This window comes from Agaribacterium sp. ZY112, assembly GCF_041346925.1.
GTDB lineage: Bacteria > Pseudomonadota > Gammaproteobacteria > Pseudomonadales > Cellvibrionaceae > Agaribacterium.
The window spans coordinates 623,831-646,417 of record NZ_CP166840.1 but is presented as its reverse complement, the minus strand read 5'-3'; the positions used below and the strand labels follow the sequence as shown (position 1 = coordinate 646,417).

Annotated in this window: 22 protein-coding genes; 7 read left to right on the top strand and 15 right to left on the bottom strand. The window is 43.6% G+C overall.

Annotation, left to right across the window (positions count from 1 at the left end):
• The gene (locus AB1S55_RS02825) at positions 1 to 855 is read right to left on the bottom strand and encodes an NAD(P)H-binding protein (RefSeq protein WP_370980273.1); all 855 of its coding nucleotides are present in this window, start codon (positions 853 to 855) and stop codon (positions 1 to 3) included.
• Between the two features lie 235 nt (positions 856 to 1,090).
• Here AB1S55_RS02825 and AB1S55_RS02820 point away from each other — a divergent pair, with 235 nt between their 5' ends.
• The 3 genes from AB1S55_RS02820 (at position 1,091) to AB1S55_RS02810 (ending at position 2,493) form a co-directional block, all read left to right on the top strand.
• The gene (locus tag AB1S55_RS02820) at positions 1,091 to 1,420 is read left to right on the top strand and encodes a CPCC family cysteine-rich protein (RefSeq protein WP_370980272.1); all 330 of its coding nucleotides are present in this window, start codon (positions 1,091 to 1,093) and stop codon (positions 1,418 to 1,420) included.
• A 159-nt stretch (positions 1,421 to 1,579) separates the two neighbouring features.
• Entirely contained in the window at positions 1,580 to 2,146 is a 567-nt protein-coding gene (locus AB1S55_RS02815) for a dihydrofolate reductase family protein (protein ID WP_370980271.1), read from the top strand.
• A gap of 68 nt (positions 2,147 to 2,214) precedes the next feature.
• Entirely contained in the window at positions 2,215 to 2,493 is a 279-nt protein-coding gene (locus tag AB1S55_RS02810; RefSeq protein ID WP_370980270.1) for a hypothetical protein, read from the top strand.
• An 89-nt stretch (positions 2,494 to 2,582) separates the two neighbouring features.
• On the opposite strand, the gene AB1S55_RS02805 is transcribed toward AB1S55_RS02810, so the two are convergent.
• Together AB1S55_RS02805 and AB1S55_RS02800 are read right to left on the bottom strand one after the other, a co-directional pair.
• Positions 2,583 to 3,284, bottom strand: coding sequence for a siderophore-interacting protein (locus AB1S55_RS02805; RefSeq protein WP_370980269.1), 702 nt, complete (start codon positions 3,282 to 3,284; stop codon positions 2,583 to 2,585).
• 28 nt (positions 3,285 to 3,312) lie between these two features.
• On the bottom strand, positions 3,313 to 3,798 hold the full coding sequence (locus AB1S55_RS02800) for a DUF2798 domain-containing protein (RefSeq protein WP_370980268.1): 486 nt from the start codon (positions 3,796 to 3,798) through the stop codon (positions 3,313 to 3,315).
• A 97-nt stretch (positions 3,799 to 3,895) separates the two neighbouring features.
• On the opposite strand from AB1S55_RS02800, the gene AB1S55_RS02795 reads away from it, so the two are divergent.
• Positions 3,896 to 4,324 carry a MarR family winged helix-turn-helix transcriptional regulator gene (locus tag AB1S55_RS02795; protein ID WP_370980267.1) on the top strand — a complete coding sequence of 143 codons (429 nt, stop codon included), beginning with the start codon at positions 3,896 to 3,898 and terminating at the stop codon, positions 4,322 to 4,324.
• A 52-nt stretch (positions 4,325 to 4,376) separates the two neighbouring features.
• On the opposite strand, the gene AB1S55_RS02790 is transcribed toward AB1S55_RS02795, so the two are convergent.
• Together AB1S55_RS02790 and AB1S55_RS02785 are read right to left on the bottom strand one after the other, a co-directional pair.
• Positions 4,377 to 4,727 carry a hypothetical protein gene (locus AB1S55_RS02790; RefSeq protein WP_370980266.1) on the bottom strand — a complete coding sequence of 117 codons (351 nt, stop codon included), beginning with the start codon at positions 4,725 to 4,727 and terminating at the stop codon, positions 4,377 to 4,379.
• 36 nt (positions 4,728 to 4,763) lie between these two features.
• Positions 4,764 to 5,501: an outer membrane protein gene (locus AB1S55_RS02785; RefSeq protein ID WP_370980265.1), complete on the bottom strand. Its 738-nt coding sequence runs from the start codon at positions 5,499 to 5,501 to the stop codon at positions 4,764 to 4,766.
• A gap of 196 nt (positions 5,502 to 5,697) precedes the next feature.
• Here AB1S55_RS02785 and AB1S55_RS02780 point away from each other — a divergent pair, with 196 nt between their 5' ends.
• From AB1S55_RS02780 to AB1S55_RS02770, 3 genes are all read left to right on the top strand, one after another.
• Entirely contained in the window at positions 5,698 to 6,585 is an 888-nt protein-coding gene (locus tag AB1S55_RS02780; protein WP_370980264.1) for a LysR family transcriptional regulator, read from the top strand.
• A 27-nt stretch (positions 6,586 to 6,612) separates the two neighbouring features.
• Positions 6,613 to 7,392 carry a PhzF family phenazine biosynthesis protein gene (locus AB1S55_RS02775; protein WP_370980263.1) on the top strand — a complete coding sequence of 260 codons (780 nt, stop codon included), beginning with the start codon at positions 6,613 to 6,615 and terminating at the stop codon, positions 7,390 to 7,392.
• A gap of 109 nt (positions 7,393 to 7,501) precedes the next feature.
• The gene (locus AB1S55_RS02770) at positions 7,502 to 8,227 is read left to right on the top strand and encodes a DUF1295 domain-containing protein (RefSeq protein ID WP_370980262.1); all 726 of its coding nucleotides are present in this window, start codon (positions 7,502 to 7,504) and stop codon (positions 8,225 to 8,227) included.
• Between the two features lie 39 nt (positions 8,228 to 8,266).
• Here the strand turns inward: AB1S55_RS02770 and AB1S55_RS02765 are convergent, their stop codons facing one another.
• The 10 genes from AB1S55_RS02765 to AB1S55_RS02720 form a co-directional block, all read right to left on the bottom strand.
• Positions 8,267 to 8,458 (bottom strand): DUF1289 domain-containing protein, encoded by a 192-nt coding sequence (locus AB1S55_RS02765; protein WP_370980261.1) that lies wholly within the window; start codon positions 8,456 to 8,458, stop codon positions 8,267 to 8,269.
• A gap of 29 nt (positions 8,459 to 8,487) precedes the next feature.
• Entirely contained in the window at positions 8,488 to 8,844 is a 357-nt protein-coding gene (locus AB1S55_RS02760; protein WP_370980260.1) for a hypothetical protein, read from the bottom strand.
• Positions 8,831 to 11,155 carry a beta-galactosidase gene (locus AB1S55_RS02755; RefSeq protein ID WP_370980259.1) on the bottom strand — a complete coding sequence of 775 codons (2,325 nt, stop codon included), beginning with the start codon at positions 11,153 to 11,155 and terminating at the stop codon, positions 8,831 to 8,833. Before AB1S55_RS02755 ends, AB1S55_RS02760 begins: the two co-directional genes overlap by 14 nt.
• A 232-nt stretch (positions 11,156 to 11,387) precedes the next feature.
• Positions 11,388 to 12,545, bottom strand: a complete 1,158-nt coding sequence (locus AB1S55_RS02750; protein WP_370980258.1) for a Wadjet anti-phage system protein JetD domain-containing protein — start codon at positions 12,543 to 12,545, stop codon at positions 11,388 to 11,390.
• 96 nt (positions 12,546 to 12,641) lie between these two features.
• A complete protein-coding gene (locus tag AB1S55_RS02745) occupies positions 12,642 to 16,265 on the bottom strand; it encodes an ATP-binding protein (RefSeq protein WP_370980257.1) in 3,624 nt (1,207 codons plus the stop codon).
• A complete protein-coding gene (locus AB1S55_RS02740; RefSeq protein ID WP_370980256.1) occupies positions 16,255 to 16,932 on the bottom strand; it encodes a DUF4194 domain-containing protein in 678 nt (225 codons plus the stop codon). The genes AB1S55_RS02745 and AB1S55_RS02740 overlap by 11 nt, the downstream gene beginning before the upstream one ends.
• Positions 16,925 to 18,370, bottom strand: coding sequence for a Wadjet anti-phage system protein JetA family protein (locus AB1S55_RS02735; RefSeq protein WP_370980255.1), 1,446 nt, complete (start codon positions 18,368 to 18,370; stop codon positions 16,925 to 16,927). Before AB1S55_RS02735 ends, AB1S55_RS02740 begins: the two co-directional genes overlap by 8 nt.
• Before the next feature lie 154 nt (positions 18,371 to 18,524).
• On the bottom strand, positions 18,525 to 19,421 hold the full coding sequence (locus AB1S55_RS02730) for a hypothetical protein (protein WP_370980254.1): 897 nt from the start codon (positions 19,419 to 19,421) through the stop codon (positions 18,525 to 18,527).
• Positions 19,422 to 19,556: 135 nt separating this feature from the next.
• Complete coding sequence (locus tag AB1S55_RS02725) at positions 19,557 to 21,968, bottom strand: EAL domain-containing protein (RefSeq protein ID WP_370980253.1); 2,412 nt, start codon at positions 21,966 to 21,968, stop codon at positions 19,557 to 19,559.
• Positions 21,965 to 22,498 (bottom strand): YfiR family protein, encoded by a 534-nt coding sequence (locus AB1S55_RS02720; protein ID WP_370980252.1) that lies wholly within the window; start codon positions 22,496 to 22,498, stop codon positions 21,965 to 21,967. The genes AB1S55_RS02725 and AB1S55_RS02720 overlap by 4 nt, the downstream gene beginning before the upstream one ends.
• Positions 22,499 to 22,587 lie beyond the last annotated feature (89 nt).

Here is a 22,587-nt window from a genome sequence, read left to right as displayed (position 1 = left end):
TCAGTTGATTTTCTGCTCAGAGAAGAAGCTATCCCAACTTTGATGTTGACGGCCAGCGGCTTGTAGGTAGTCGCTAGGTCGGTCATTTTCGCCTTTGCGTATACCTTCGTAAATGCCAGCAATGACAGTACCTAAAAACTCACCGAGTTCGTCAATACGATCTTGCCTATATGCTTCTACCGACACTGCTTGGTAGCTGAGCTTAAGATCAAAAGCCTGGTTTAAGTAGTCTGCAAGTTGGTATTGGCTAATGGCGTCACCTTGTAAGTTATAAGTGCGGCTGTTGTGCTTGTCCTCACAAAGTAACTTTGCATAAGCGAAGGCAAGTTCATCACGAGTCGTATAAGCGCATTTACCATCGCCCGCACAGTTAGTAATCATGCCCAACTTTTTGTAGTTATCGATATACTCAAGATCCGGTTCTATATAAATACCGTTGCGGCCAATAACCCAATTTAAGCCACTGTTTTTTACATCATCCTCTGTTTGGCGGTTGCTTTGTACAACCGCTGAAAACGCAGTGCCTTCTTCAGCACCTTGAATGCTGGTATAGACGATCTTACTAACGCCCGCTTTCTTAGCGGCTTCGATAACGTTGCGGTGCTGGTCTATACGTTTATCGGGTGCATCCATGCCTGAAATTAACAACACAGCATCGACTTTGGCGCTTATCAGTGAGTTTTCTAAGGCTTTAGCGTTGTTGTAGTCTCCGGCGAATACGTCAATGCCTAGGTGCTTAGCTTTAGCGGGGGTTCTAGCGAGCCCAACAACATTGTCTTTGCCTAGTAAGCCAATAGCGGCCTTAACGATAGCTGAGCCTAACTGCCCGTTGGCGCTTGTGATTGCTACTTTCATATCGACCTCTGTTTGTGCTCACTCTACTGTGACTCCAGTATATTCCTCGTAGGCACTTATAAATATTCATTTTAATCAGATTTGATCCGTCTGGAATTCGGAATAATAGTGGCTAGCTTGCACACTGACTGCCTTAACGGGTATAAATAGCCGTACATGCGCAGGAAAGGAAGCCTTTTTCAGGTTTAGCTTAGGCACTTAAGCAAATCTTATAACTGCTATGCAGGTGATGACGATGTCTGACAAGGTTGTGAGTATTTTTAAGTACAAAAAGAACAGCTGGTATGAACCAGAAGATTCAGAGCCTCAGGAGCTGTGCCCCTGCTGTGATTTCATTAGTTTATCGACACGTGGTGCTTATGAAATTTGCCCTGTTTGCTATTGGGAAGATGATGGTCAGGATATTGATGAGCTGGATCATATATCTGCCAACAACCATGGTATAAGTTTAAGGCAGGCGCGTTGTAATTTTCGCAGCTTTGGTTCTAGTGCGGCACCATTAAAAAAATACGTCTTGTCTAAGGCGGAAAGGCAAAATTTTACACAGCGTCGACGAGATATATAGCAATAAAATCGTTCCCTCAAAAAACAAATGTTCAACGGCTTTTAAGTCGTTTGTAAATGCCAATAAGCGACCAAGTTCTATTTTTAAGATATAAGTGCAGTAAAGATGGCTTACATTTGGGAAGAAGTTGGAGATAAGTTGCATCAAGGATCATAAATAATGAAGTGTTCAGTTTTTATTGCAATAAGTGCCGACGGTTTTATTGCGACAAATGACGGTAATGTTGATTGGTTACAAGCTGTAGGTAGGCATGATGTTGATTTAGGAGAGAAAGCGGATATGGGCTTTTTGACTTATATCGCTTCTGTTGACTGTATGATTATGGGCCGAGGCTGTATGGAGAAGCTAGCGGAATTTAAGCTTACGGATGAACAATGGCCCTACGGAACAATTCGAGTTATTGCGCTCAGCAAAAGTGTGAGTGTTGTTCCTAATAGTTTAGCTGGGCGGGTGGAGATCTATTCAGGTGAGATTTCCAACCTTATTGCTGAATTAGAAGCCGAAGGCTTTCGGCATGCTTATATCGATGGTGGTGCTACCATCACATCGTTTATCAATGAAAAACGTATTAATGAAATAACTCTTACCCAGGCTCCAGTATTATTGGGGAGTGGCAAACCCCTCTTTGGTCATATCAAACATCAAGTGAATTTAGTGCAGGCGCAGGCTCAAGCCTTTGCTAATGATTTTATCCAAACGAAATATATGCTTAGTTATGATAATTAACTAGGTTATGCTGGTCTTATTATCGTATTGCACTTAGGCAATGAGCCTTTATTAAATTAGGAACGATCATGAACTTAGATAAATCTAAAAAGCGTATCGCCAAGAAGATCAAAATGGGGTTTCAGGGCTATCCGGAACTTTCAATTAATTATGTTCTTGATGAGCAGGCTGTGGCTAAAAAAGTGCTCGTGACATTGATTTTAGAAGAGGGGGTAGAACCTTTAGAGGAGAGTTTAAACAGTGATGACGATGCTAGGGAGAATGAAGTTATTCAGTCTGCCATTGTTAAAATGATTGAGCGCTCTGATGCTAAAACTGTTAAACAGTCGGAGTGCCCAAACAGGTAGTAGAGTGGCTATTAGTAGCGGCCTTCAGTTTAGATACATGCTCAGAACATACATTCTATACATATAAATTTTTGGAAGGCTTATTGTTTTTAAGCCTTCCAATAGCCCGAGGCGTAGGTTAACTTTTTTTGATAGCCGGGTTTGGTTTTTATATAAAGCTTTATTTCTTGCATCTGAGCCGATTCTGCTGCAATAAATATCGCAGGTTCTTCATTTAACCATTCAACTTGTTGTACTTTTTCTAGTAGTAAATTCTTATGCTGATAAGGACCAATCACCCAGTTTAACTCTATGCCTTTTGGCTTTTTCAGGGGCTGAATATCCGCTGTCGTGGGTACTTGGATCAAAGCATAACCTTTGGCATTTGTGGGCAGTTTCTCTAATGCTGCAGCTGCAGCAGGTAATGCAGTTAAATCCGCCACGATTAAATGCCAGTGAGCCTGATAATTGGTGTATTTAGTTGGCCCAGGTCCTGCTATGCCCAGTAAATCGCCTATCTGCGCTTGGCTTGCCCAGTCTGTTGCTAAACCTCGATGATCATTCACAGCAAAGTCTAAGCTTAGCTCTTGTTTATGTTCATCAAAGGTACGAATGGTGTAAGAGCGCATCCATTTTTTTGCACCTAGCATGAGGCCTAGTTTAGGCTCTTTTTCGCCTGGTTTTGGGAAAACTGCTTTAACGTGTGCTCCTTCTTGGCCTAGAGGAAAATCTTCTAGCGCTTCTCCACCGACAACGATACGGCGCATATGAGGGCTTAGGTCTTCAATTCGTACAACGTGGGTCATTCTCATTTTGGGTCCCGTGATTAGCTCCTTGATTTTAGCTGGCCATAAATGCTTCAAGTTTGGGTTTTAAAGTTAGCGACATGATGACTGCCATGCCTAAACCAAAAGGCAGGGCAACAATAAATGCCTTGCTCCATGCTTCTAAAAAGGCGCTGCTACTAGTTAGGCCAATATTGTTGGCTGTTGTGACAGCAGCTAATACAGACTCCATAAAAAAGGCCATGCCGATACCCACTGCAATGTTGCGCTGGGTCTTATTGGCGTTACTTAAAAGGAGGTCGGCGAGTTTGCTCATAAGGGTCATCAAAATAAAGCCCGCGGGCATCATAACTAGCACCGCAAAGGTAAATGATGGCAACCAATGTTGTAAGAAGTTTTGGCTTAAGCCGACATTAACGGCTGTCATGATCGCTGTAAGGGTTCCGCCAATAAGGCTCATCATGCCCATGACGACCAGAATTTTTTGTGCAAGTGGCCGCTTTTTGTTTGCCTCTGTTGAGTTAAGGCTTGTTGTGCTCATGTATCTTTCCATCTCTAACTTGCTCGCAGTCTCAATATGGTTGATAATGTCCACTATATTTAAGGTTGTTGATATTGTCAACTATATTGAGGTCTAAGTGACAGATTCAAGTACTATTAATGCCATTTTTCGTTTAATGCGCTCTTTAAAATGCCATTTGGATCGGGACTTAGATGCTCTTGGTTTGGGGCTTGTGCCTATGCAGGTACGCGTTTTGATGACGATTCATGGGCAGGCTCAGTGCACCGCTAACGATATCGTGAATGTCATTCAGCGCGATAAAGCGCAAATAACACGTTTGATCAATGGTTTAATAGAGCAAGGTTTGATTCTAAAAGAGCCAAACCCTTGTGATAAACGCAGTCAATTATTGGTGTTTACAGAGCGCGGTCAGTATGTTCAAAATCTCTTGTTAGAGCACTTAGAGGCTAGCCAAAAAAAGATGGCAGCGGGCCTGAGTCAACAAGAGCTTGAGCAATTCGAGTCTCTTGCCGCCAAATTGGCTTCTAATCTAGAAGCCAAATAAACAATATGGTTTACGCAGGCCCTCTGTCTTGCAATTGGGCTAAGCCCAATTGCTATTTTGAATAACGCTTCATGCTCATGCTTGAGCTGTCTATATGCGACATAAACTCTGCTGCTGCTTTAGCGTTCATAAAACTATTCATAGATGCATCAGCATCTTTTAGCGAGCGCCAGTGCACAACTACCAGCCACTCTCCATCGCTACCTTTGGCTGATTCCCTAGAGATAAAACCTGCTTGCTTGGATACGTGTTCAAGTTCCAGCGCTTTATCAATAGGCTCGAATTGCTGGTAACTTACTCCTTCTTTAAGTGTAAATGTTGCTATTTCAATGACGTCGGCAAGAGCTAAACTCGGTGTTAACAGTACGCAAATACTGAAAATGTAGTTTTTAATGGCTTTCATGATGCGCTTCTTTTATTGCTGTTGTTTAAATAGTGTTTAGAACTCGAAACGAAGGCCTAAACTTAGTTCGTTAGCACTTGCGTTATCGATTTTGAAACCATCAGTAAAGGAGTCCTGACCGGTGCTGACATCACCAAAGCTTGCGTATTGGTATTCACCGTAGATTGAAACTCGCTCACTTACGGCAATATTGGCACCAGCGCCAAGGTTCCAAGAGAGCTCTGTTGAATCATCATCGGCATAGGCGTCGTAATAACCGTCTGTTTTACCGTCAAAGGGGTCGAAACCTGCGACACCGGCACCACCGAGTCGTGCGGTATAAGTATTGTCGGCAATACCTAAACCTGCTTTGACATAAGGAGTAAAGGCTGTTGAGTTGGCAAAGTCATAAAAGCCTTCCACCGTAAAAGTAGTACTCTTAAACTCGCCATTAAGAATGTACTCTTCACCGGCGCGCTCACCAGTGCCGACTTGGCGGTCATTAAAACTGGTATCACGATAGGCAATACGCCCTTCTATGCGTAAGTTTTTGTTAAAGCTATAACCTAGGCTGATGGCGCCTACGTTGCCATCACCGGTATCGAATTCGCTGGGAAAGTCAGGGTCTATGGCAATATTGTTGCCATAGGCTTCAGACTCATTTATTTGTTGACTAATACCTACTTGAGCAGAGACATAAAGGCCTTCTGCTTGTGTCAGTGACGATAAGCTAAGAGCTGGAAGGGCTAGAGCGCTTGCGATTGCTATAGCAAGACTTTGACGCTGGTGTTTCATAGAGACTCCTGTTAAGTAAGCTGAAGCCCTCATTAGTACTTAGTAGGCTGGCTTCAGTTTGGATTAAGTGTTGTCCGTGCTTTGTCTGCTTTTTGTACTTGGTGTATGTTCTGCACGTTGTGCTTACAATATATTCCTCTTTGTTTGTTCCAAAAACATGCAATAATTTGATTTTATAGTTCTGGATAGCGGAATAATGATTAATCACCTACGTCATATGGCTGTGTTTGCGAGGGTAGTTGATGAAGGTTCTTTTCGTTTGGCAGCCAAAGAGCTTGGGCTTGCCCCCTCGCGAGTTAGCCAAACGGTTTCGGACCTTGAGAGGTATTTAGGTGTGACCCTGCTGCATCGCAGTACACGCAAGCTGGTGTTAACCAGTGAGGGGCGAAGGTTTTATGGCCATGTGGTTAATGCCATACGTAGTGCTGAAGCGGGCCTTAATGAGCTTAACGCTCAGTCGCAAGCACCGGTGGGTGAGCTGAAAATATCCTTACCTGCATTTTTAGCCAGTTCAACTATTTCCACGGCTATTTCAGAGTTTGCTCAACTACATCCAAAAGTTTCTTTCTCTTTAAATTATACCGATCAAGTTATGGATATTCTGAGTGAGGGTTTGGATTTAAGTATTCGTGTTGGTTGGCTGGAAGATAGCTCGCTGATGGCGAGGAAATTAGGTGAGAGCAAACGCTTATTGGTTGCTAGTAAGCGTTATGTTGAAACAAAGCCGCTAGCTACACACCCTTTAGATTTACAAGATTGGGATTGGGTGCGTTTTCATATGCGTCCAAGCACGGTGGAATTTACTTCATCTACAAGTGGTGAGACGGTGACTATCACAGAGAGTGCACGCATTGGCGTTAATAGTGCAGAGGCGATGAGACATTTTTCTAGTCAAGATATGGGGTTAAGTATTTTGCCGGAGCACTTAGTTCAAAGTCGAATTAATAGTGGTGAGTTTGTGCATGTATTACCTGAATGGAGCTTAAAATCTTTGGGGTATTATGCTGTATGGCCTGATAAGTCTCGTCGAGAGAATTTAACTCTGATGTTTGTACGGTTTCTTGCCGACTACGGCGTGTCATAAATATATTTTGATAGGGGGTTAGGGTGTATGGAGATAGATATTTATCAAGTTGATGCATTTTCAGATCAAGTATTTTCGGGGAATCCTGCTGCAATATGCCCTTTAAAAGCTTGGCTTCCAGACGAGCAGATGCAACAAATAGCGGAAGCGAATAATTTATCGGAAACGGCTTTTTTTGTGACTCAAGAAGATGGTTACGCTTTGCGCTGGTTCACTCCAGAAAGCGAGGTCGATCTTTGTGGTCATGCCACTCTTGCTTCTGCTCATGTTTTATATAAACACCTTGCTTATACTGGCAAGCATATTCGTTTTTATACTAAAAGCGGCGTACTGGTCGTGGAACAGTGCGGACAGGCTTATAGTATGAACTTCCCTTCTGTGTTGCTTGAAAAAATAGAAACAAGTGAAACCCTTTTTGATGCATTATCGATAAAACCTAAAGCTGTTTTTCGTGCTTATGATTATATTGTCGTCTTGCAAAAAGAAGAGCAGGTTCGATCATTAAAGCCAGATTTTTCAAAATTATGCGAATTAGATTTACGTGGTGTAGTGGTGACGGCCCCAGGTAGTGATGTCGACTTTGTTTGTCGTTGTTTTTATCCGAAATTAAGTATTAGTGAAGACCCAGTTACCGGTTCTGCTTTTTGTGAGCTGGCGCCTTATTGGGCTAGGGTTTTAGATAAAAATACATTGACGGCGGCTCAGTTATCCAAGCGAGGTGGTTACTTGGAGTGCGAAGTGCTTGACGGATGTGTTGTATTAAAGGGGAAGGCGGCTGATTATATGCAGGGTAAAATAAGAATTTAATAAGTGTGAATAAATGGGTGATCAGATACAAATGGGTTTGATAAGCGTAATAAGTTTGTGCTTGTATTGAGTTATTTGTGTCGTTTATCAGTAAGGAATAGAGGTGCTTATGGATTACAAGGATCAAACTAAAGGCGGTGTTAACCGAAGCCATAATAAATCTATAGTTGAAAAGTCAGTCTTTATGACTGGCCATTTTTTGATTGTTATGTTTTGTTGTTGGCTGATTACTTTTGAGGGTTTCGATAAAATTACGGGGGCCTTTGGGCTGGATTGGACTCTGGTTGATACTCAGCGAGCATATATATTACTTGCTTGTGCGGCCCTTTACTGGTTGCGGCATGCCATTACCTTGTTTTATTTATTGCAAAGAAAAGTTGAGTGGTCTGAAGTCTTTGGCTTGCTCTCGTTTATTGCGTTATTTGAAGTAACGTTAACTCTTATAGGTGCGGGCGTATTTAGGAGTATAGTGATTCCTTTGTCTTCTCTAGACGTCTTGGCGATGGCCCTACTGCTTATCGGTTCATATTTAAATAGTGCATCTGAAATTCAACGTAAGTGGTGGAAGCAAGACCCTGCTAACAAAGGCCACTGTTATACAGATGGTTTATTCAAATACTCTATGCATATGAATTACTTTGGTGATACGGTGCTATTTACGGGGTGGTGCTTATTAACCTATAACTATTGGACTTTGGCTTTACCTATTTTTATGGCGGCTTCTTTTGTTGGTTTTCATATTCCAAATCTAGATAGCTATCTTGTAGAGCGTTATGGCAATGAGTTTAGGGCTTATGCAAAGAAAACTAAGAAGTTTATTCCGTTTGTGTATTAGTAAGAATGGCTAGATCTTAGCTTAAGTGTATGTTCATACTTACTGTCGTGTATATGCTTTTTTTCTATGGTAGCACTTAAGTAATGTTTCTTCTTTGTACTCAAAATTAGCCTTAGACCAAAGGCTGATTTCTTCTAGAGTGCGGTAGCAACCTTGGCAGATATCTTCGTTATTTAAAGCGCAATTACGCACACAGGGGGAGGCAGGATCTTTACTGGCTTGTTTTTCCATAAGCGTTAATTTGATTTGTAGGCTGCGTATTAGGCAGAATCGCTACAGTTGCAAGATGAAGCAGGAATATAGTTGAGTTTTTTATCAGAAAAAAGAATAAGAGATGCGTTAATAAAATTAACGATATGAGCCTCGCAGGTTTTTTTCTTGGCTTGTTTTTTGTCTTTAATTAACTCATTCAGCCAGCCGCCACAGCCAAAACCAACTAGGGGCAAGTCTTTATGGCTGAGCTCGGGGTCTTCGGCAATTTCAATACGCCAATTGCTTTCTGTGGCTTCCATATACCAAGTATAACCTAGCACCACGCCATGGGCGCGTGCTAGGTTGTTGTCTAGGTCGAGGCATTCAATAACGCCCTGCCAGTTACTTCCTTTAATGTTGATCATCGCTCTTATTACCAAAACGTCGGGGGTAAAGTGCTTGGTTTATTTCTTTAGCCGCTTCAACCATGTTGACATAGGGGGTATCGGTTACGGTAACAAAACCTGTGTTGTAATTTTCACCGTCAAAGGCTCGGCCTGTGAGCGGAGAATCTAAATACTGGAACCAGTGTGCGCCAACAAAGTAGGGGTTGTCTATAACATCGTACATATATTCTTTGTACATCCGTGCTCTATCGGCTTGATCTGCAGCGTGGATAAGGCCTGGATGGTAAAGCCCTGTATCGCTGGTTGCACCTATGTGGAACTCACCAATGATACTAGGTTTGTCGATCTCTTCTAGGAAGTCCCAGGTACGTGGATGCAGGCCCTCTTCATAAACGTTGTAACTCATCACGTCGACATAGTTGGCCGCACTGGCCAATACGTCTTTAGTGACGCCCCACATGGCAAGGCGTACCCCCATATACATATGGTTGGGCAGCACATCGGCTAAGGCGTCGTGTACGATGCGGAAGTACTGGTCAGCATAGGCACGCATAAGCATGCTTAGGTCGGTATTTATTGTGCTGTTATCGTAGTTGTTGATCTCTACTCCGTGTTCGCTGAGTTCTTGCCAAGAGCTCAAATCAGTAGCCCATGCGGCGTTTAGCTTGTCGATTGTGCCGTATTTTTCTTTTAAAAGGCGGGTAAATTCTGCTTTTGTCGGGCTGTCGCTATCGCTGCGGGTGAGTGTGTTCGTCGCCACGCCAAAGCGGCCTTTGGCATCATTCATATTGCCCCAGCTCTTTTCATTATCGATAAAGACACCCACACACCAAGGGTTGTTTTTTACTTCTTCGGCTATTACTTCAGTGGTGAGCTTGGCGCGGCGTTCAAATTCGGGGTCAAAGGGGTCGGGTAGGGCGTGCCACACGTCGTGGCCTGTGGTGACGGTTTTAAAATCACCGATAATCCAACCATTGGCAAAATAAGGAATACGGTCCATCTGGTAGAAAGAGGCGTCGGTCCAATTACCTGTTGAAGTAAAGCCCCAGTTTAAAAAGCGCTTAATGGTGACGTCACGCCAGGTGTCAATATAGGAGTCGGGGTAATTTTCACCATAACGACGCTCTAGGTTGGCCTGATAGAAGCTAAATGTTTCTCCGTGCTTCATTGGCCCCATGTGGCTGCTGCGGCGATAGCTGTAATGGTTGGCCAGTTCATCATCGTAGTCAGGCAGCCAAGTGAACATATTGTGGCGCAAGGCCGAGCTTATATAGCGTGTTTTTTGTGCTTCTTTGGATACGGGACGGATGCCAAGCGAATCTTCTGGGGTGACGTCTTCGGGGTCTATATAACGAACGCTATCGTCTTTAAAATCGACACCTGTAAGTGTGGTGGTATTGGCAATGCGAATGTTGGCTAAAGCTGAAGAGAAGAAGAGATAACCTTCGGGGTCGACCATGGCCCATTTACCATCAACTTTTGCGGTGCGATAGAAACCGCTTGCTTCGAGCTTGGGGCCATCGACCCAGCCTCCAAAGCGGCTTCGGCCAGCCATCGGGCCTTCTTTTGCAAGTGTTGCTAGTTCTTCTTTGGCGAGCTGCTTAAGTTGTTTGTCGGAGTGTATTTTTAAAGGAAAATCGAGTTTGTTGCTTTGTCCAAACTTGTCTGCAATGTCACTTAGATAATAGGCATTACCTTCTGGTAGCCCTGTAAGCCGAATATTATCGATAATCAGGCTTTTATCTTCATTGTTGCTGCGTAGAGAGTATGTGATTTTAGTAATAGCATCGAGTTGCATAGCTTTGCGGCCGTATAGCCAAAACATTTTTTTATCATCGCTATACCACGCTGGTGGGTTTTCACGTAGACCGCTATCAAACTCTAATTGTGGGCCTTTTAATTCTAGATAATAGGTGTCGCTTGAGCGGGCAGGAATACTGACGGTGCGTGCGTGAGGCCAGCCGGTGATGTCTTCAACAACGACATAAAGGTGGGCGCTAACGTCACCGGGGTTACTAATGTCGGCACTTAAATTAAAGTCACCGATATTACTCCAGTTCCAAGGGCTTGTTGGCACAATGCTCGCGTTTGAATGGCTTTCTTGGCTATTAAAACTAAGTTCAATAGCATGGCCACTATCATTTTTAATACGCTTTGCGGTGCTGCTTTCAAGTTCAAATAATGATGCACTGGCTTCGTCCTCAAAGTCGGCAATCATTAGTTTGGTGGGTGCTGGCGGCTGCTTTATTTTACTGTCGTCTTTTACTTCTGAGCACGCGAACAGAGCTAGCGGCAGGCTTGTTAGCAATAGTGCTTTTTTTATGGCCATCAATGAAGTCCCCGGCCCAAATAGCTAAATAAAGGGCCTGTTCTGGTTTTTATTGATTGGCAGTATATCGATAGCTTTGCCCTTGGTGCAAAGTAGAGCTGCTTTAAAAATAGCGGCTTAATATAGAAACAGTAGCAAATTTGTTATAAATCACTTGGCGCTACTTGTAGTATTAGAGCGGCTTTGTTTAGTTTGTGCTGTGTGAGGAGCACTAAAAATGATCGCAAAGCTATTAATTAAGGCTTTGCTCAAATTCCATCAGTGCAATAATTTCTTGGTCGAGAAAGCGCTGGGCGTTGCGTATGGCTGGCAATAAGACATCATCAGCGTAACGACATCCGCAAGTGCCGGGGTCGAGTTGTTTCATTTTTTTACTGTCACGAATTTGATGGCCGTGGCCTTTATCGTGAAAGTTCATCATTGGCTCGTAACCTACTTGCCAAGCTTGCATACCTAAGAAACTACGGCGTAAGGCTTTTAATATGCCTAGGCCTGCATAGTCCATATCCCCCCAAAAATAACAGGGTTGTTCTCCTTCGTTAAACCACCAGTCTTGAAATGCTTCAAGCATGCTTTGCTGGGGCAGATTTAAAGCACTAAATACGGCTTGGCCACGCTTGCGAACCTTGGTAGAGCTACCTTTAAAGCCAGAGCTGTAGACAAATGCACTGCGCATAAAGCGTGGGTGGGTATCAGCTAGTTGTTTTAACATCAAAAAGCTATCTTGGTTTTCAACAAAAATAACTTCTTCGATTTTCTCGGGAAGAATGACATTCATCATAATCGGACGGGGCTGCACAGCCATACTGGCATTAGGGAACAGCTCAGCCAATAGATCCGATTTATTATCGAGGAACTTGCTGTCTCCCCAAAAGCATTTGGCGCTTAAGTTACGCAAGGTCTGAGGGTGGGTGATTTCGTCAGCTAGGCTGGCAAAGGCTTGCAGTACTTCTCCGGCACTGCGGCCTTCTACACGCAAAGGTTTGATTAACGCTTGGCCTTTGTCTTCAAATAAATGGCGAACTTTTTCAAAGCGTTCATTCCAAGTTAGGGTGTAGGGGTCAAAAGCGGGGCGATTAAGCCAAGATCTAACTTGCGCTTCTTTATCAGGATTAAAGCTTAAGAGCGCGTTTTCATAGGCATCTCGGCCGCTTTTGTTGCGCTGTTTATGTACGGTAAGAATATGGTATTCGTTGTCGAGGCTTTTAAGTAAATGCCAGAGGTATTGTGGGTCATCATCGACATAGTCAAATAGCTGGGGGGTGCTTTTAGCATTGACTTTGAACTGCAACTTCACATTTCGATCAAGTTGATCGAGAAAACGGTTTAACACGTCTTGAATGAGCGGTTCTTCATCAACCCAGCTTGGGCGTTGTCGATTAGCGTTCATGGCTTAGGCCTTGTGTCAAAAAGCTGGGGTCAGAATGCAGATCCTGACCCTTAGTCAAATTCTTTCCTTACCCCTAATATATAACGCTCTTTGGGCTTAAGCAAAGTCTTGCATAAAGTCTAAGCTGGCCTGTTGGCGAATTGTGTGGCGATGGCGCTCCCAAAGATCTTTGATTTTCTCGGGATTACAGACCTTTCTGTCCACCAATACACGGGTATTTAATTCACCAACGGGCTCATTACTAGGGCATTTACTAAAGACAACTTGATGGCTGATTAAATCCATAAATGGCCCGCTTTTGCTCGAGGGCATAATAAAAATAAGCTGTAAACCTAAGCTTTCGGTAAGGTAGTTAATGACTTCACGCGATCGACTTTCATCCATTTTAGAGAAGGCTTCATCAACCAGTACTAAGCGACAGTGGCTTTGACCTTCATTAAATCGAAATGCGGAGGTGATGGCCGCAGAGCGAATAATATACGCGGGTGTCTCAAGCTGACCACCAGAACCTGTACCGTAGGTCGAAAGTGGTATCGGTTGTTTATCTAAAGGTTCTTTATAAATTTCGTAACGGCGGTAGTTACGATAATCACTAATACGACGTAATTCATTTAAGGCACTTTGCTCATCCTTATCAAGCAACATACTTAGTAGCTTGTCTCGAATAGCCATCGAATTAGGTTTTAGTTCAACTTCAAATAGGGTATTACCATCGCCTAAACTTGGGTTGTTGATAATGTCTTTAAAGAAATCCCAGTACTCTTTAAATTCAGGTAGCCAGTCGTAAGCGAAATAAAAGCGTTCTCTATCAGCACCAAAACGATGGTGCTCAAGTTCTTTGTTGAGCTCATCGAGACAGCGTTTACCATCGTTAATACTCTGATAAATTGAATGGCAAAGGCTGGTGACAAAGGTGGTATTAAAACTTTCACGTAAAACAAGCAGTTTTTCGTGCTTACCAACTAATACATTGTTTTTAAGACTGTTATAAATACGAGCGAGTTCATCGTGTATTTTTAGCATGCCAGAGAAAGCGTGAATGCTCTCGTGGTTGTCGTTTGGACTTTGATATTGAATACTGTTGTAGCGCTGGGCACTGCGGTTGTGCTCCATAATCGTATCGCTAATACGACGCTCTGTACGTTCTAGTTCTCGTTGTGCTTCATGGCAGGTATCTTCAAAGCTAAATGAGCTCTGTTTGGCTTCTTCATCAGCATGGGCTAACGCTTCTTCTGCGTTGAAATCGCTATTATAACTTGCAAGCTTGAGGACTTCTTGTTCCTGGCGATCTTGCTCAGAGCTAATTTGTTCTTGCTCTGAACTTAATTTATTTGCACGTTGCTGGCTGATTTTTAGCTCTGTTTCTAAGCCGCCTAAAGTAATGCTTAGTTTATCGTTGAGCTGGTCTTGTTCAACGACCTTGTGCTGTAGATTATTTAGCTTTTCTTCTAGATCAGAAAAATCATCAAGATCTAAATTCTTTAAATTTGTTTCAGCTCTCTCTAATGCATGATGCTGTTGTAGCATATCTTGAATTAATTGGCTGCATTGAATATGTTTAAACGCGCTTAATTCGCTGTGTAAGCTTGTTAGGTTTTGCACTTGATTTTCAAGTGTGTTGGCTTGTTGTTGTAATTGTAGTAGCTGTTGCTGCTTGGCATTAAGGGCGCGTTCACGCGCGCCTTGGCCAAATACCAGTTCAGCTTCATCAATGTCACAACGGAACATGGAATAAGAGCCGGAACCTAAACCATTTTTAGTGAGCCCGCGTGAGGTCGATTTTAATTGTTCGCGGTTGTCTACGCGGCGAACATTGCCATAGCTTGCTCGAATATAGTGCTCTACAATTTTGTGTTCAAAACGCATGACATCAACAATGCTGTTGTTGTCGGCTTGTAAACGTGAAGCATCACGTTGAGCCTTGGAGCCTTGAACTACGCGAGCGTTATTTCGTCGCCCCGGTAATTCTCGTACGATTTGAATGGCCTCGGCTTCATATTCAGGCTCAACCACAATGCCAAAACGGGCGCCACCTAAGTAGCCTTCAATGGCCATTTGCCAGTCTGGATCTTTTACTTCAATGAAGTCACAAAGCACTGCCGGTTTGGCTTCTGGGCATTGTTCAATAATGGCGCGCAAAGCAAGTTCAACATGAGCTGGATAGCTAACACGTTGCTGTTGTAGACGTTGCACTTCTATCTGTTTGGCCTGCATCTGAGTTTTAGCTTTTGCGCTTTGCTCACGTTTTTTATGCAAGTTGCCATAGATAAGTTCGGCAATACTGTTTTTATCTTGGTTAAAAATAAGCTCCGCACATTGGTTGTGCAAGCCTTCAAGTTGCCCCAAGCTGTTTAAGCGCTGCTCAAGAGCATCACTGTTAATCCAGTCTTTGGTTTGCAGGGTTTGAGCGCTTATATCCGTGTCACTACCGGCATCAATTAGTGCTTTAAGTTTTTTCTGTAAATTACTGCGCTCTGAATCATTTAGATTGAGTAGCGATTCAGGATCTTTAAGTTCGGCCTGTAAGCATTTGGCACTATTTACGTTGCGCGATATTTTTTGGTCTTCGTGTAATAAAGGTAAGGCTAAGGCGCTTAACTGATCTTGTATGCGTTCAATATCGCTTTCTAGTTGATCTTTATCTTTAAGTGCACCGATACCTTGGCGTTGTGCTGTCAGTTCAACTAATTCTTGCTGCAGGCTTACACGTTTATCTTTATTGATCTCGGACTGCTGCTTACATTCGCTAATGGCTTTATTTAAGTCACTCTGACGCTGTTTTTCTTTCAGGTAGTCGCTTTGCTTTAAATTCGCTTGGCGACTTTGCTCAGCATAACGATAAAGAGCACGCTGCTGAAAATTACTGATATAGACTTGTGTGCTATTTTGCGCCTGCTCTAAGTTGTTGATGGCATCGTTGATTTGTCGAGTGTCTTGCTCCATGGAGCTAATGGTTTTCATTAGCTCACTGACTTCTTTAATGTCTTCACTTAAGTCTTTGGGTTCAAGTACTTCTTTGGCAACAAAGTCGGTAATGCTTTTTACCGGTTTATAGGCCATAAAATTAGAGAAGGTTCGTGCCGCATGTTTGGCTTCTCTATCGCTAACGGCTCCACGTTCGCCACGGAATATGCCGTAGAGTCGACGCAAGTAGGGTCCTTTTTTATCGTAGATTTCAACTTGGTCGCGTCCGAATTTTTTCATCAGCTGCGTACGTAAGTCGGCTAAAGGCACTACGTATTTTCCACCTTTATCCTTTTTTACAAGATCAGATAAAAAAACTTCTTCATGGGGGATAATTAAAAACTGCAGTTCATCTAGGCGAGCCTGCCTGTTGGTGCCTGCTGTATCTAAACTGGCGCGCATGCACATTAAGGCAACAAACTTATCGCCATCTTCACCTTGAGTGGGATGAAAGTTAGCAGCGATATAAGCATCACAAATACGAGGGCGAGCGTAACTGCCATCATCACAACCGAGCACATAACTTTGTAGAGTGCGAACCTGTTTTCCGCCACGGCCGCGTTGCGTTGTTTCATCTTGGCCTGGGTTGAAATTAAATAAGTTTTCGTGGGCTGCCGTCATTAAAGATTGTAAGGCGTCGGCAGCGGTTGTTTTACCCGAACCATTGCCGCCAGAGAATAAATTTATTGGACCAAAATCAAATTCTTGCGCGGGGATATTACCCCAGTTAACAAGTACAGCGCGCTTACAATACATGCCCATCCTCCGACGCTTGGTTTAAGCTATTTTGTTCTTCACTCGGATATAAATTAGTCAGAGCATCGCTGCTAACAAAATTAACAATTGATGGCTGAATGCTTAACCAATATTCCTCATCGCCTTCGAGCATGTCGTCACTAGAAAAATGGATAAGGCGCAATTGACGTAAACGAGTAAACAGATTTTTTCGTTCACTGATGTTTTCGGGCAAGCTGCGTTTAAGTAAGTTGGTCATTGACATACTTAATGCTTCAAAAGCGAGTAGCACACAGCCTTTGTCATCGACTTTACCTTCACGTACTGCTTTTTCATATTCAACCCGCAAGACTAAGATACACGCGACTTCTTGTTGGTTGGGACGATAGCGCATGCCGCCGTTAAAAGGGCGGTGAATGTCGTCGATTAAACCGGGTACTTCGGCGCTTGGTGGAAAAGCTCTTAAACTTAAAAATTGGGCATCGTGCATTAAGCGAATGCCTATCACATTTAAATAGTCTTCAACAAGTTCGCTACAACTTAGGTAGCGGTCGTAAAGCTGGGCTTCAACGGCACTTTCGTCGCGGTTGATGACACCGTAATCAAGTAAACGGTTTATAAGTTCACTAAAGTCGGCCAGGCTGAGATTAAGCTTGGCCAGTACATTGTTTAATAGTTCTTCAAGCATGGCTGGTATCGATTAAGGCGATGGTGAATTCGTCTGAGCGTTGGTAATACGGCGAAAAATTATCGCACTGGCCCTGATAGTGAATTTCGAATTTCAAATCTGAATCTAGGTTGTTGACGCTGCCCAGCTCAATAACGTGGGCAAGTGCAAGTAAATCGTGAGCGTTGTCGACGGGTAGGTCGCGGGTGTGAATTGTTTTACCTTCACTGAGGGCCGCACACATATAGTTTTGTAAGTTTTCTCGGTTAAACACAAAGGCCTGATCGAGCAGTTGTTGCACCATCAAGTTTTGGCGTGCGCCAAGATCGACATCTCGGTGTTCATCCATGCGTGTATCCACTGGGCCTTTTTTCTTGCGCTCTGTTAGGCGTACGTGGCGAGGGTCAAGTAGGCGTAGGCGCATGGTCGACATGGATTTAGCTGCTTGATTTAGGCGCTGTTGGTATTGTGCCTCATCTAAATCGGACAGTTCGCGGCAGACCTCAACCAAGCTGTCACTTTCTTGAGCACTGAGAAAACTCAGTTGGCGGATGACAATGTCGGCGCGCTTGGTGAAGCCGTGTAAGGCGCGACGCAAAGCGGGCAGCATAATGTCGGCGGCATTGCGCATACGCATTTCTATTGTGTCGAGTACAAACCACAAATAACTTTGTTGCTCATTGCACAGCTGGGGCGCACTTTGTCGTAAGGCGGCCTCGGCTTCTTGTTTGAATTCTTTGCTCTTGCGGCGAATACTGGTAATTACGCGGCCAATATCGTCGCGGTGCTTTTCAACACTGTCGGCAGAGAGGCGTACAGCAATGTCGGGTTGAAAGCGCTGTTCCATATAGGCAAAAAACTGGTCGCTGGCTTCATGTACGAGTTGCTGAGCTTCAACTTCACGCACTAAAGTACGTTTTAAGTCTTCAAGTTCGGCGATTATGTCGCTAAAGTCTGTAATAATGCGTTCACTATAATCAAAGGCATCTAGTAAATCGTAGATTTCTCCACGGCTTAAAAAAGCCTCAAGCGCATTCAGTGTATTACGTGTATTGCGGTGGCGAGTACGAACCTGGCTGCTATCGGCATCACACAAGCTCTGAGTGAATAAACGCCCCATGCGCGAAAAAGGGTAGCTAGATTTGAACGTGGCATTATCAACTTGTTTTTCTATCCAGCCGGCTTCTAATAAGCCTTTAAGTATCCAACTGGCTTGTTCGCGGTGATTGCGAAAGCGTTGATCGCTGTCATCACTGTTCTCATCAAAAACAGGGGCTTGTGAGCGGGCGAGTGCTTCTTCGAAGAGCTCGATAACTTGTGCGCGCTTTAAGCTCTGCCCGTAATCGGCATTAGCACTATAGAGGCGTTGATAGAGCAGCGTTAAGCATTGCACGATTTGCTCGCGGTACTTGCTGGTCAGAGGTTTAAAGAAGTTGTGGCGCTCGTCGCTAAAAAACATGCTAATTGTGGCTGTGAAACGATGCGCGATAGTAGCAAAGACCGTCTAGTTGAGGGCTACTTTTTCAGTATTTGTTTTACAGCTTTGTGACAGCCTTAGGTCGTGTTCTGTCGTTTCTATACGTGCTCTTGCTTTGCTCGTTAGTTTGTACCCACTACGGTTTTTCTTGCAGCAACCATTCAAGGCTTAGGATGCTTATATCTTCAAGGTTTTGAGGCTCTGCTTCGAGTTTCAGTGGGGCTAGGCGATGCTGAATGCCGAGTTGTTCTAAGAAGCTGCTGTAGGCTTCATTGGCAGGCCAGGTGCTGTGTTGAGGGTGGCCTATTTGCAAGAGCTCTACCCTTAATGGACTTTGTTGTTTGGCGTAGAGGAAGGCCAGTTGCCAGCTGTTGTTCTTGTTTAAGGGGTTGGTGACGGGCAGTTTGCTGTGTTGGTGTTCTTGAGCAAAACTGGCATTAGCGCTGATAGCGCGGGCAAAGAGTTCAGGGTGAGTAAAGAGCAAGCGGCTGGCTGCTTGGCCGCCTTCATTGAGGCCAATTAGACTACGCCCAGAGCGCTGCCGAATGGTCTTAAATTGGCTGTCGATATGTTGAACGAGAGAGAGTAGGCCTTTTTCACCAGAGCCGATATCTTTAGTGTAAAAATTACTAGGGCCGCCATTAACGCTAACGATGTGCATGGCTGGTAATTTGTAGTGCTTTATTTGCTCAAGAAACTTCTGAGCTAAGGCAAGCCCAGAGGCTTCAGAGCCTTGAGTACCGGGGCCAAGAATATAAAGCACAGGTCGTGTTCTGTTGTTGATTTGGCTAGGCGCCTGTCCGCTTGAGCTTTGCCTCGTTGTACTTAGTTCTGTGTTGGCATTGTGAAAATAAAAACCGATTCGGCGTTTGTTTTCAGGGCAATAAAAATTGTAGTGATTAAAGCCTTCGATTACTTGTCCGCTATGAGTCCAGCTAAATTTATTATTTGTTGGAGTGGGGCTGCTTAGCTGAAATTGATAATCTGGTATTTGTGCAGTTGTTTTAGCTGCGGCTATTAAGCAAAAGCTCAAAATAAAGACTCGTAGGCAGGCAAAGTAGGGCCTGAGCGTAAGTCGTTTAGTTGTGCTGCACATGGTAGACCTTAGTTGGCAAACATAATCGAAAGTGATAATAGTTGGCCTAGTATACCGCGCTCTTGAGATCTGTTAACTTTTAGCTGGTTTTGCGTATTGGGATATGTTTTTACTAGCGATAATATCGTGCACACTTTGAGGCTTGGCTAAATAATAACCTTGCAGGTATTCACACTTGTTTTCGCCTAAGAAATCGGCTTGCTCTCGTGTTTCAACGCCTTCGGCCACCACCGTCATACCAAGGTTGTGGGCAAGGTTGATAATTGCGCAGGTGATTTCTCTATCATTATTATTTTCGGGTAGATCCATAACAAAGGATCTATCGATTTTAAGGCTGGTGATTGGGAATTTCTTTAAGTAGCTTAATGAACTATAACCTGTACCAAAGTCATCAATACTGAGTTGGCAGCCAACGTCACGTAATGCGGCCATAATTTCAATGGCTCTATCCATGTCGTCGGTGACAGTAGATTCCGTTAATTCGAATTCAACCAGTGCGGGTGAAATACCATATTTCTTAAGTGTTTCGCCTATGTCTGCTTCTAAAGTGCTAGAGAAAAATTGTTGGCCACTTAAATTAACACTAATACCTGCTATGCCCCGATCTCTAAGTGCTTCGCCGTGATCTCTTAAAATCTCACAGACACGGTCGAGTACAAAAGCACCTAAGTCATGAATGAGGCCGGTATCTTCTGCAATAGGAATAAACTTGGCTGGTGAGATAAAACCTTCGTCTTTATCAAACCAGCGTACTAAAGCTTCGGCCCAGCAGGCTTCTAGGGTGTCTGCTTTGTATTGTGGTTGAAGGTGAACATCAATTTCGCGATGCTCAATCGCATGACGAAGTTTTTGTTCTATGCGTATTTGTTCACGAATTTCCTCGTCAAGTTTAGAGGAGTAACACGCAAAGCTATTACCACCACCTTCTTTACTGTTGTACAGCGCCATATCGGCAAAGCGTAAGAGTTCTTCGGGGGTCGATGCATCATCGGGGTAAAGCGCAACACCAATGGAGCCACTTACGGGGATAACTGTCAGCTCGTCTTTGGTTTCGGTTTTTAATGCTTTTAATAAGCGCTTGCAGATAAACTCAACACTATTTAGGTTCTCTATACCTTCAACTAGGACTAAAAACTCATCGCCGCCCATGCGTACTACGACGTCTTCTCTAAATACGGCTTCGCGCACACGTGCAGCACTGCGCTCTAATAATCGATCGCCTGCATCGTGACCGAGAGAATCGTTAACACGTTTAAAGTTATCAAGATCCATAATAAACGCGGCGATTTTATTGTTCTTTTTCTCTGCACTAGCAAAGGCATATTTTAAGTGGTCATTGAGGAAGCGGCGATTAGGCAGGTTTGTTAGGGGGTCGTAATAGGCTAGGGTTTCGAGTTCATTTTGCGCGCTCTTTAATGCCGTAACATCAACCAGAGTGCCAATGTAAAAAATGCGGTTACCTTCACGAACGATACTGACGTGCTCTTGTAAATAACGGTAATCACCGGTGTAGTGAAGAAATTCAAACTCTGTTTGTACAAAGAGTTGGCCGTGTTGCAGTTTACTAATTCTCTCTATGTATTGGCGTTTATATTCACTCTCAATAAAGTCACTAAAGCTATCGGCATGCTCTTCATTAAGGCCGGTAATCTTTGTCCACGCTTTATTGATGTAATCAAAATTTTTGGGCGAGCTTCTTAAAAATACGCCAACTGGGGAGTTTTCTGTTAAGGCCCTAAATGTGGCTTCTGAACTTTTTAGCTTTTGGTTTTCTAATGAAAATACATCTAGCATGTGGTTTATGGCGTCGACCAAGTCACCAACTTCATCATTGCTTCGTTTTTGAGCACGCTCACTGCTTAGTGGGTTGTCAGCTATACGTTCTCCAACGCGGGAAAGCTCGTACAGGGGTTGTAGCGAGCGACTTAGTTGGCGACTGCCAAAAATATAAGCTAATAAAACAGAAACAAATAAAGCCCCAAAGATTGAAAATCCCATAAAAAGAACACTGCGATCTAAACTTTTTCCAGAGCTTTCTATTATTAATTGGCCGAGATGTTCACCTTGTAAAATGACATCGATTTGTATGATGTGGGCATTACGATGACCTTTATTTTGATGTCTTTGACGCTGTTTATTAAGTTCAAAACTGCTCATGCAGTTTCCTAGAGCGGCGTTTGATACAAAGCTTGAATGGAGGGCGCCATCTTTTTGATACAAACAGACACGAGTGATATCTTGATGGTGGCGCGCACTGGATAAAGCTTCACTAACTTCTTCACTGTATTGGCTGCCAAGGCTTAAACCAAAGCTCACTTTTTCAGCGAGAATATTGGCAATAACGTATAGGTCGTTACGGGTGTTTTTTTGCGCATCTTCACGGCCAAAAGCCAATAGTATTAAGCCACTTACAATGATTGCGCTAATTAAGGTGAGGCCTACAATGCGCAGTAACTTAAAGCGTAAAGACTGGCGTCTACTCATGAGCCCGCCTCCACTTTACTAGCGGCTTTTAAGACGCTTGATTTAAAGTGAATGCCACGGGTATCGGCTATTTTTCGGTTGATATTGAACTGTATTTTATTGCCAAAACGATAGAGGTGAATAGCTGCTAATTCTTCAGACTTGCAACTGGAGCAGATTAAAAATTTACGCTGTATATCGGCCAGTTTTAGTTTCTGGGCTTTGGGGCCAGCAACGATAATGTCACAAGATGAAGGTGGTGGTACGTTGACTTGCTTAACGTCAAAGCCTTTTTTGACATGCTGGCTAATACTGAGCAGCTCTCGGTGAAGGCTTTTGCTGCCAATAACACAGATTCGGGTTTGGCCGGGTACTTGGCCTTTCCAGCTACTAAATTGTAAGAGCCTATAGACAATGGTAGCCCGCAGTTCACTATCGTTTACCCCAGCCCAAGTTACACCGCTGTTAGAAAACAGAGCGCAAAGTAATAGGGCACTGACTAAAAAGTGCCACTGCTTTGGGTGTATCAATGTCTGTTGCGGGTGAGGCATGAGGTCTCAAATTAAGTCTTCGTTCTGCGATGTCGCAGGCTATGCCTCTTGAGTATAGTTAAGCTCTCGCAGCTTGTATGAGCGATATT

Bases quoted from the DNA above. Each gene is read 5' to 3' on its own strand.
- AB1S55_RS02725 (WP_370980253.1), bottom strand. From the start codon at position 21,968: ATGAGTAGACGCCAGTCTTTACGCTTTAAGTTACTGCGCATTGTAGGC.
- AB1S55_RS02765 (WP_370980261.1), bottom strand. From the start codon at position 8,458: ATGGAAAAACAAGCCAGTAAAGATCCTGCCTCCCCCTGTGTGCGTAAT.
- AB1S55_RS02745 (WP_370980257.1), bottom strand. From the start codon at position 16,265: ATGTATTGTAAGCGCGCTGTACTTGTTAACTGGGGTAATATCCCCGCG.
- AB1S55_RS02755 (WP_370980259.1), bottom strand. From the start codon at position 11,155: ATGGCCATAAAAAAAGCACTATTGCTAACAAGCCTGCCGCTAGCTCTG.
- AB1S55_RS02770 (WP_370980262.1), top strand. From the start codon at position 7,502: ATGGATTACAAGGATCAAACTAAAGGCGGTGTTAACCGAAGCCATAAT.
- AB1S55_RS02785 (WP_370980265.1), bottom strand. From the start codon at position 5,501: ATGAAACACCAGCGTCAAAGTCTTGCTATAGCAATCGCAAGCGCTCTA.
- AB1S55_RS02800 (WP_370980268.1), bottom strand. From the start codon at position 3,798: ATGAGCACAACAAGCCTTAACTCAACAGAGGCAAACAAAAAGCGGCCA.
- AB1S55_RS02775 (WP_370980263.1), top strand. From the start codon at position 6,613: ATGGAGATAGATATTTATCAAGTTGATGCATTTTCAGATCAAGTATTT.
- AB1S55_RS02810 (WP_370980270.1), top strand. From the start codon at position 2,215: ATGAACTTAGATAAATCTAAAAAGCGTATCGCCAAGAAGATCAAAATG.
- AB1S55_RS02760 (WP_370980260.1), bottom strand. From the start codon at position 8,844: ATGATCAACATTAAAGGAAGTAACTGGCAGGGCGTTATTGAATGCCTC.
- AB1S55_RS02820 (WP_370980272.1), top strand. From the start codon at position 1,091: ATGTCTGACAAGGTTGTGAGTATTTTTAAGTACAAAAAGAACAGCTGG.
- AB1S55_RS02720 (WP_370980252.1), bottom strand. From the start codon at position 22,498: ATGCCTCACCCGCAACAGACATTGATACACCCAAAGCAGTGGCACTTT.
- AB1S55_RS02790 (WP_370980266.1), bottom strand. From the start codon at position 4,727: ATGAAAGCCATTAAAAACTACATTTTCAGTATTTGCGTACTGTTAACA.
- AB1S55_RS02750 (WP_370980258.1), bottom strand. From the start codon at position 12,545: ATGAACGCTAATCGACAACGCCCAAGCTGGGTTGATGAAGAACCGCTC.
- AB1S55_RS02735 (WP_370980255.1), bottom strand. From the start codon at position 18,370: ATGTTTTTTAGCGACGAGCGCCACAACTTCTTTAAACCTCTGACCAGC.
- AB1S55_RS02805 (WP_370980269.1), bottom strand. From the start codon at position 3,284: ATGAGAATGACCCACGTTGTACGAATTGAAGACCTAAGCCCTCATATG.
- AB1S55_RS02825 (WP_370980273.1), bottom strand. From the start codon at position 855: ATGAAAGTAGCAATCACAAGCGCCAACGGGCAGTTAGGCTCAGCTATC.
- AB1S55_RS02815 (WP_370980271.1), top strand. From the start codon at position 1,580: ATGAAGTGTTCAGTTTTTATTGCAATAAGTGCCGACGGTTTTATTGCG.
- AB1S55_RS02740 (WP_370980256.1), bottom strand. From the start codon at position 16,932: ATGCTTGAAGAACTATTAAACAATGTACTGGCCAAGCTTAATCTCAGC.
- AB1S55_RS02780 (WP_370980264.1), top strand. From the start codon at position 5,698: ATGATTAATCACCTACGTCATATGGCTGTGTTTGCGAGGGTAGTTGAT.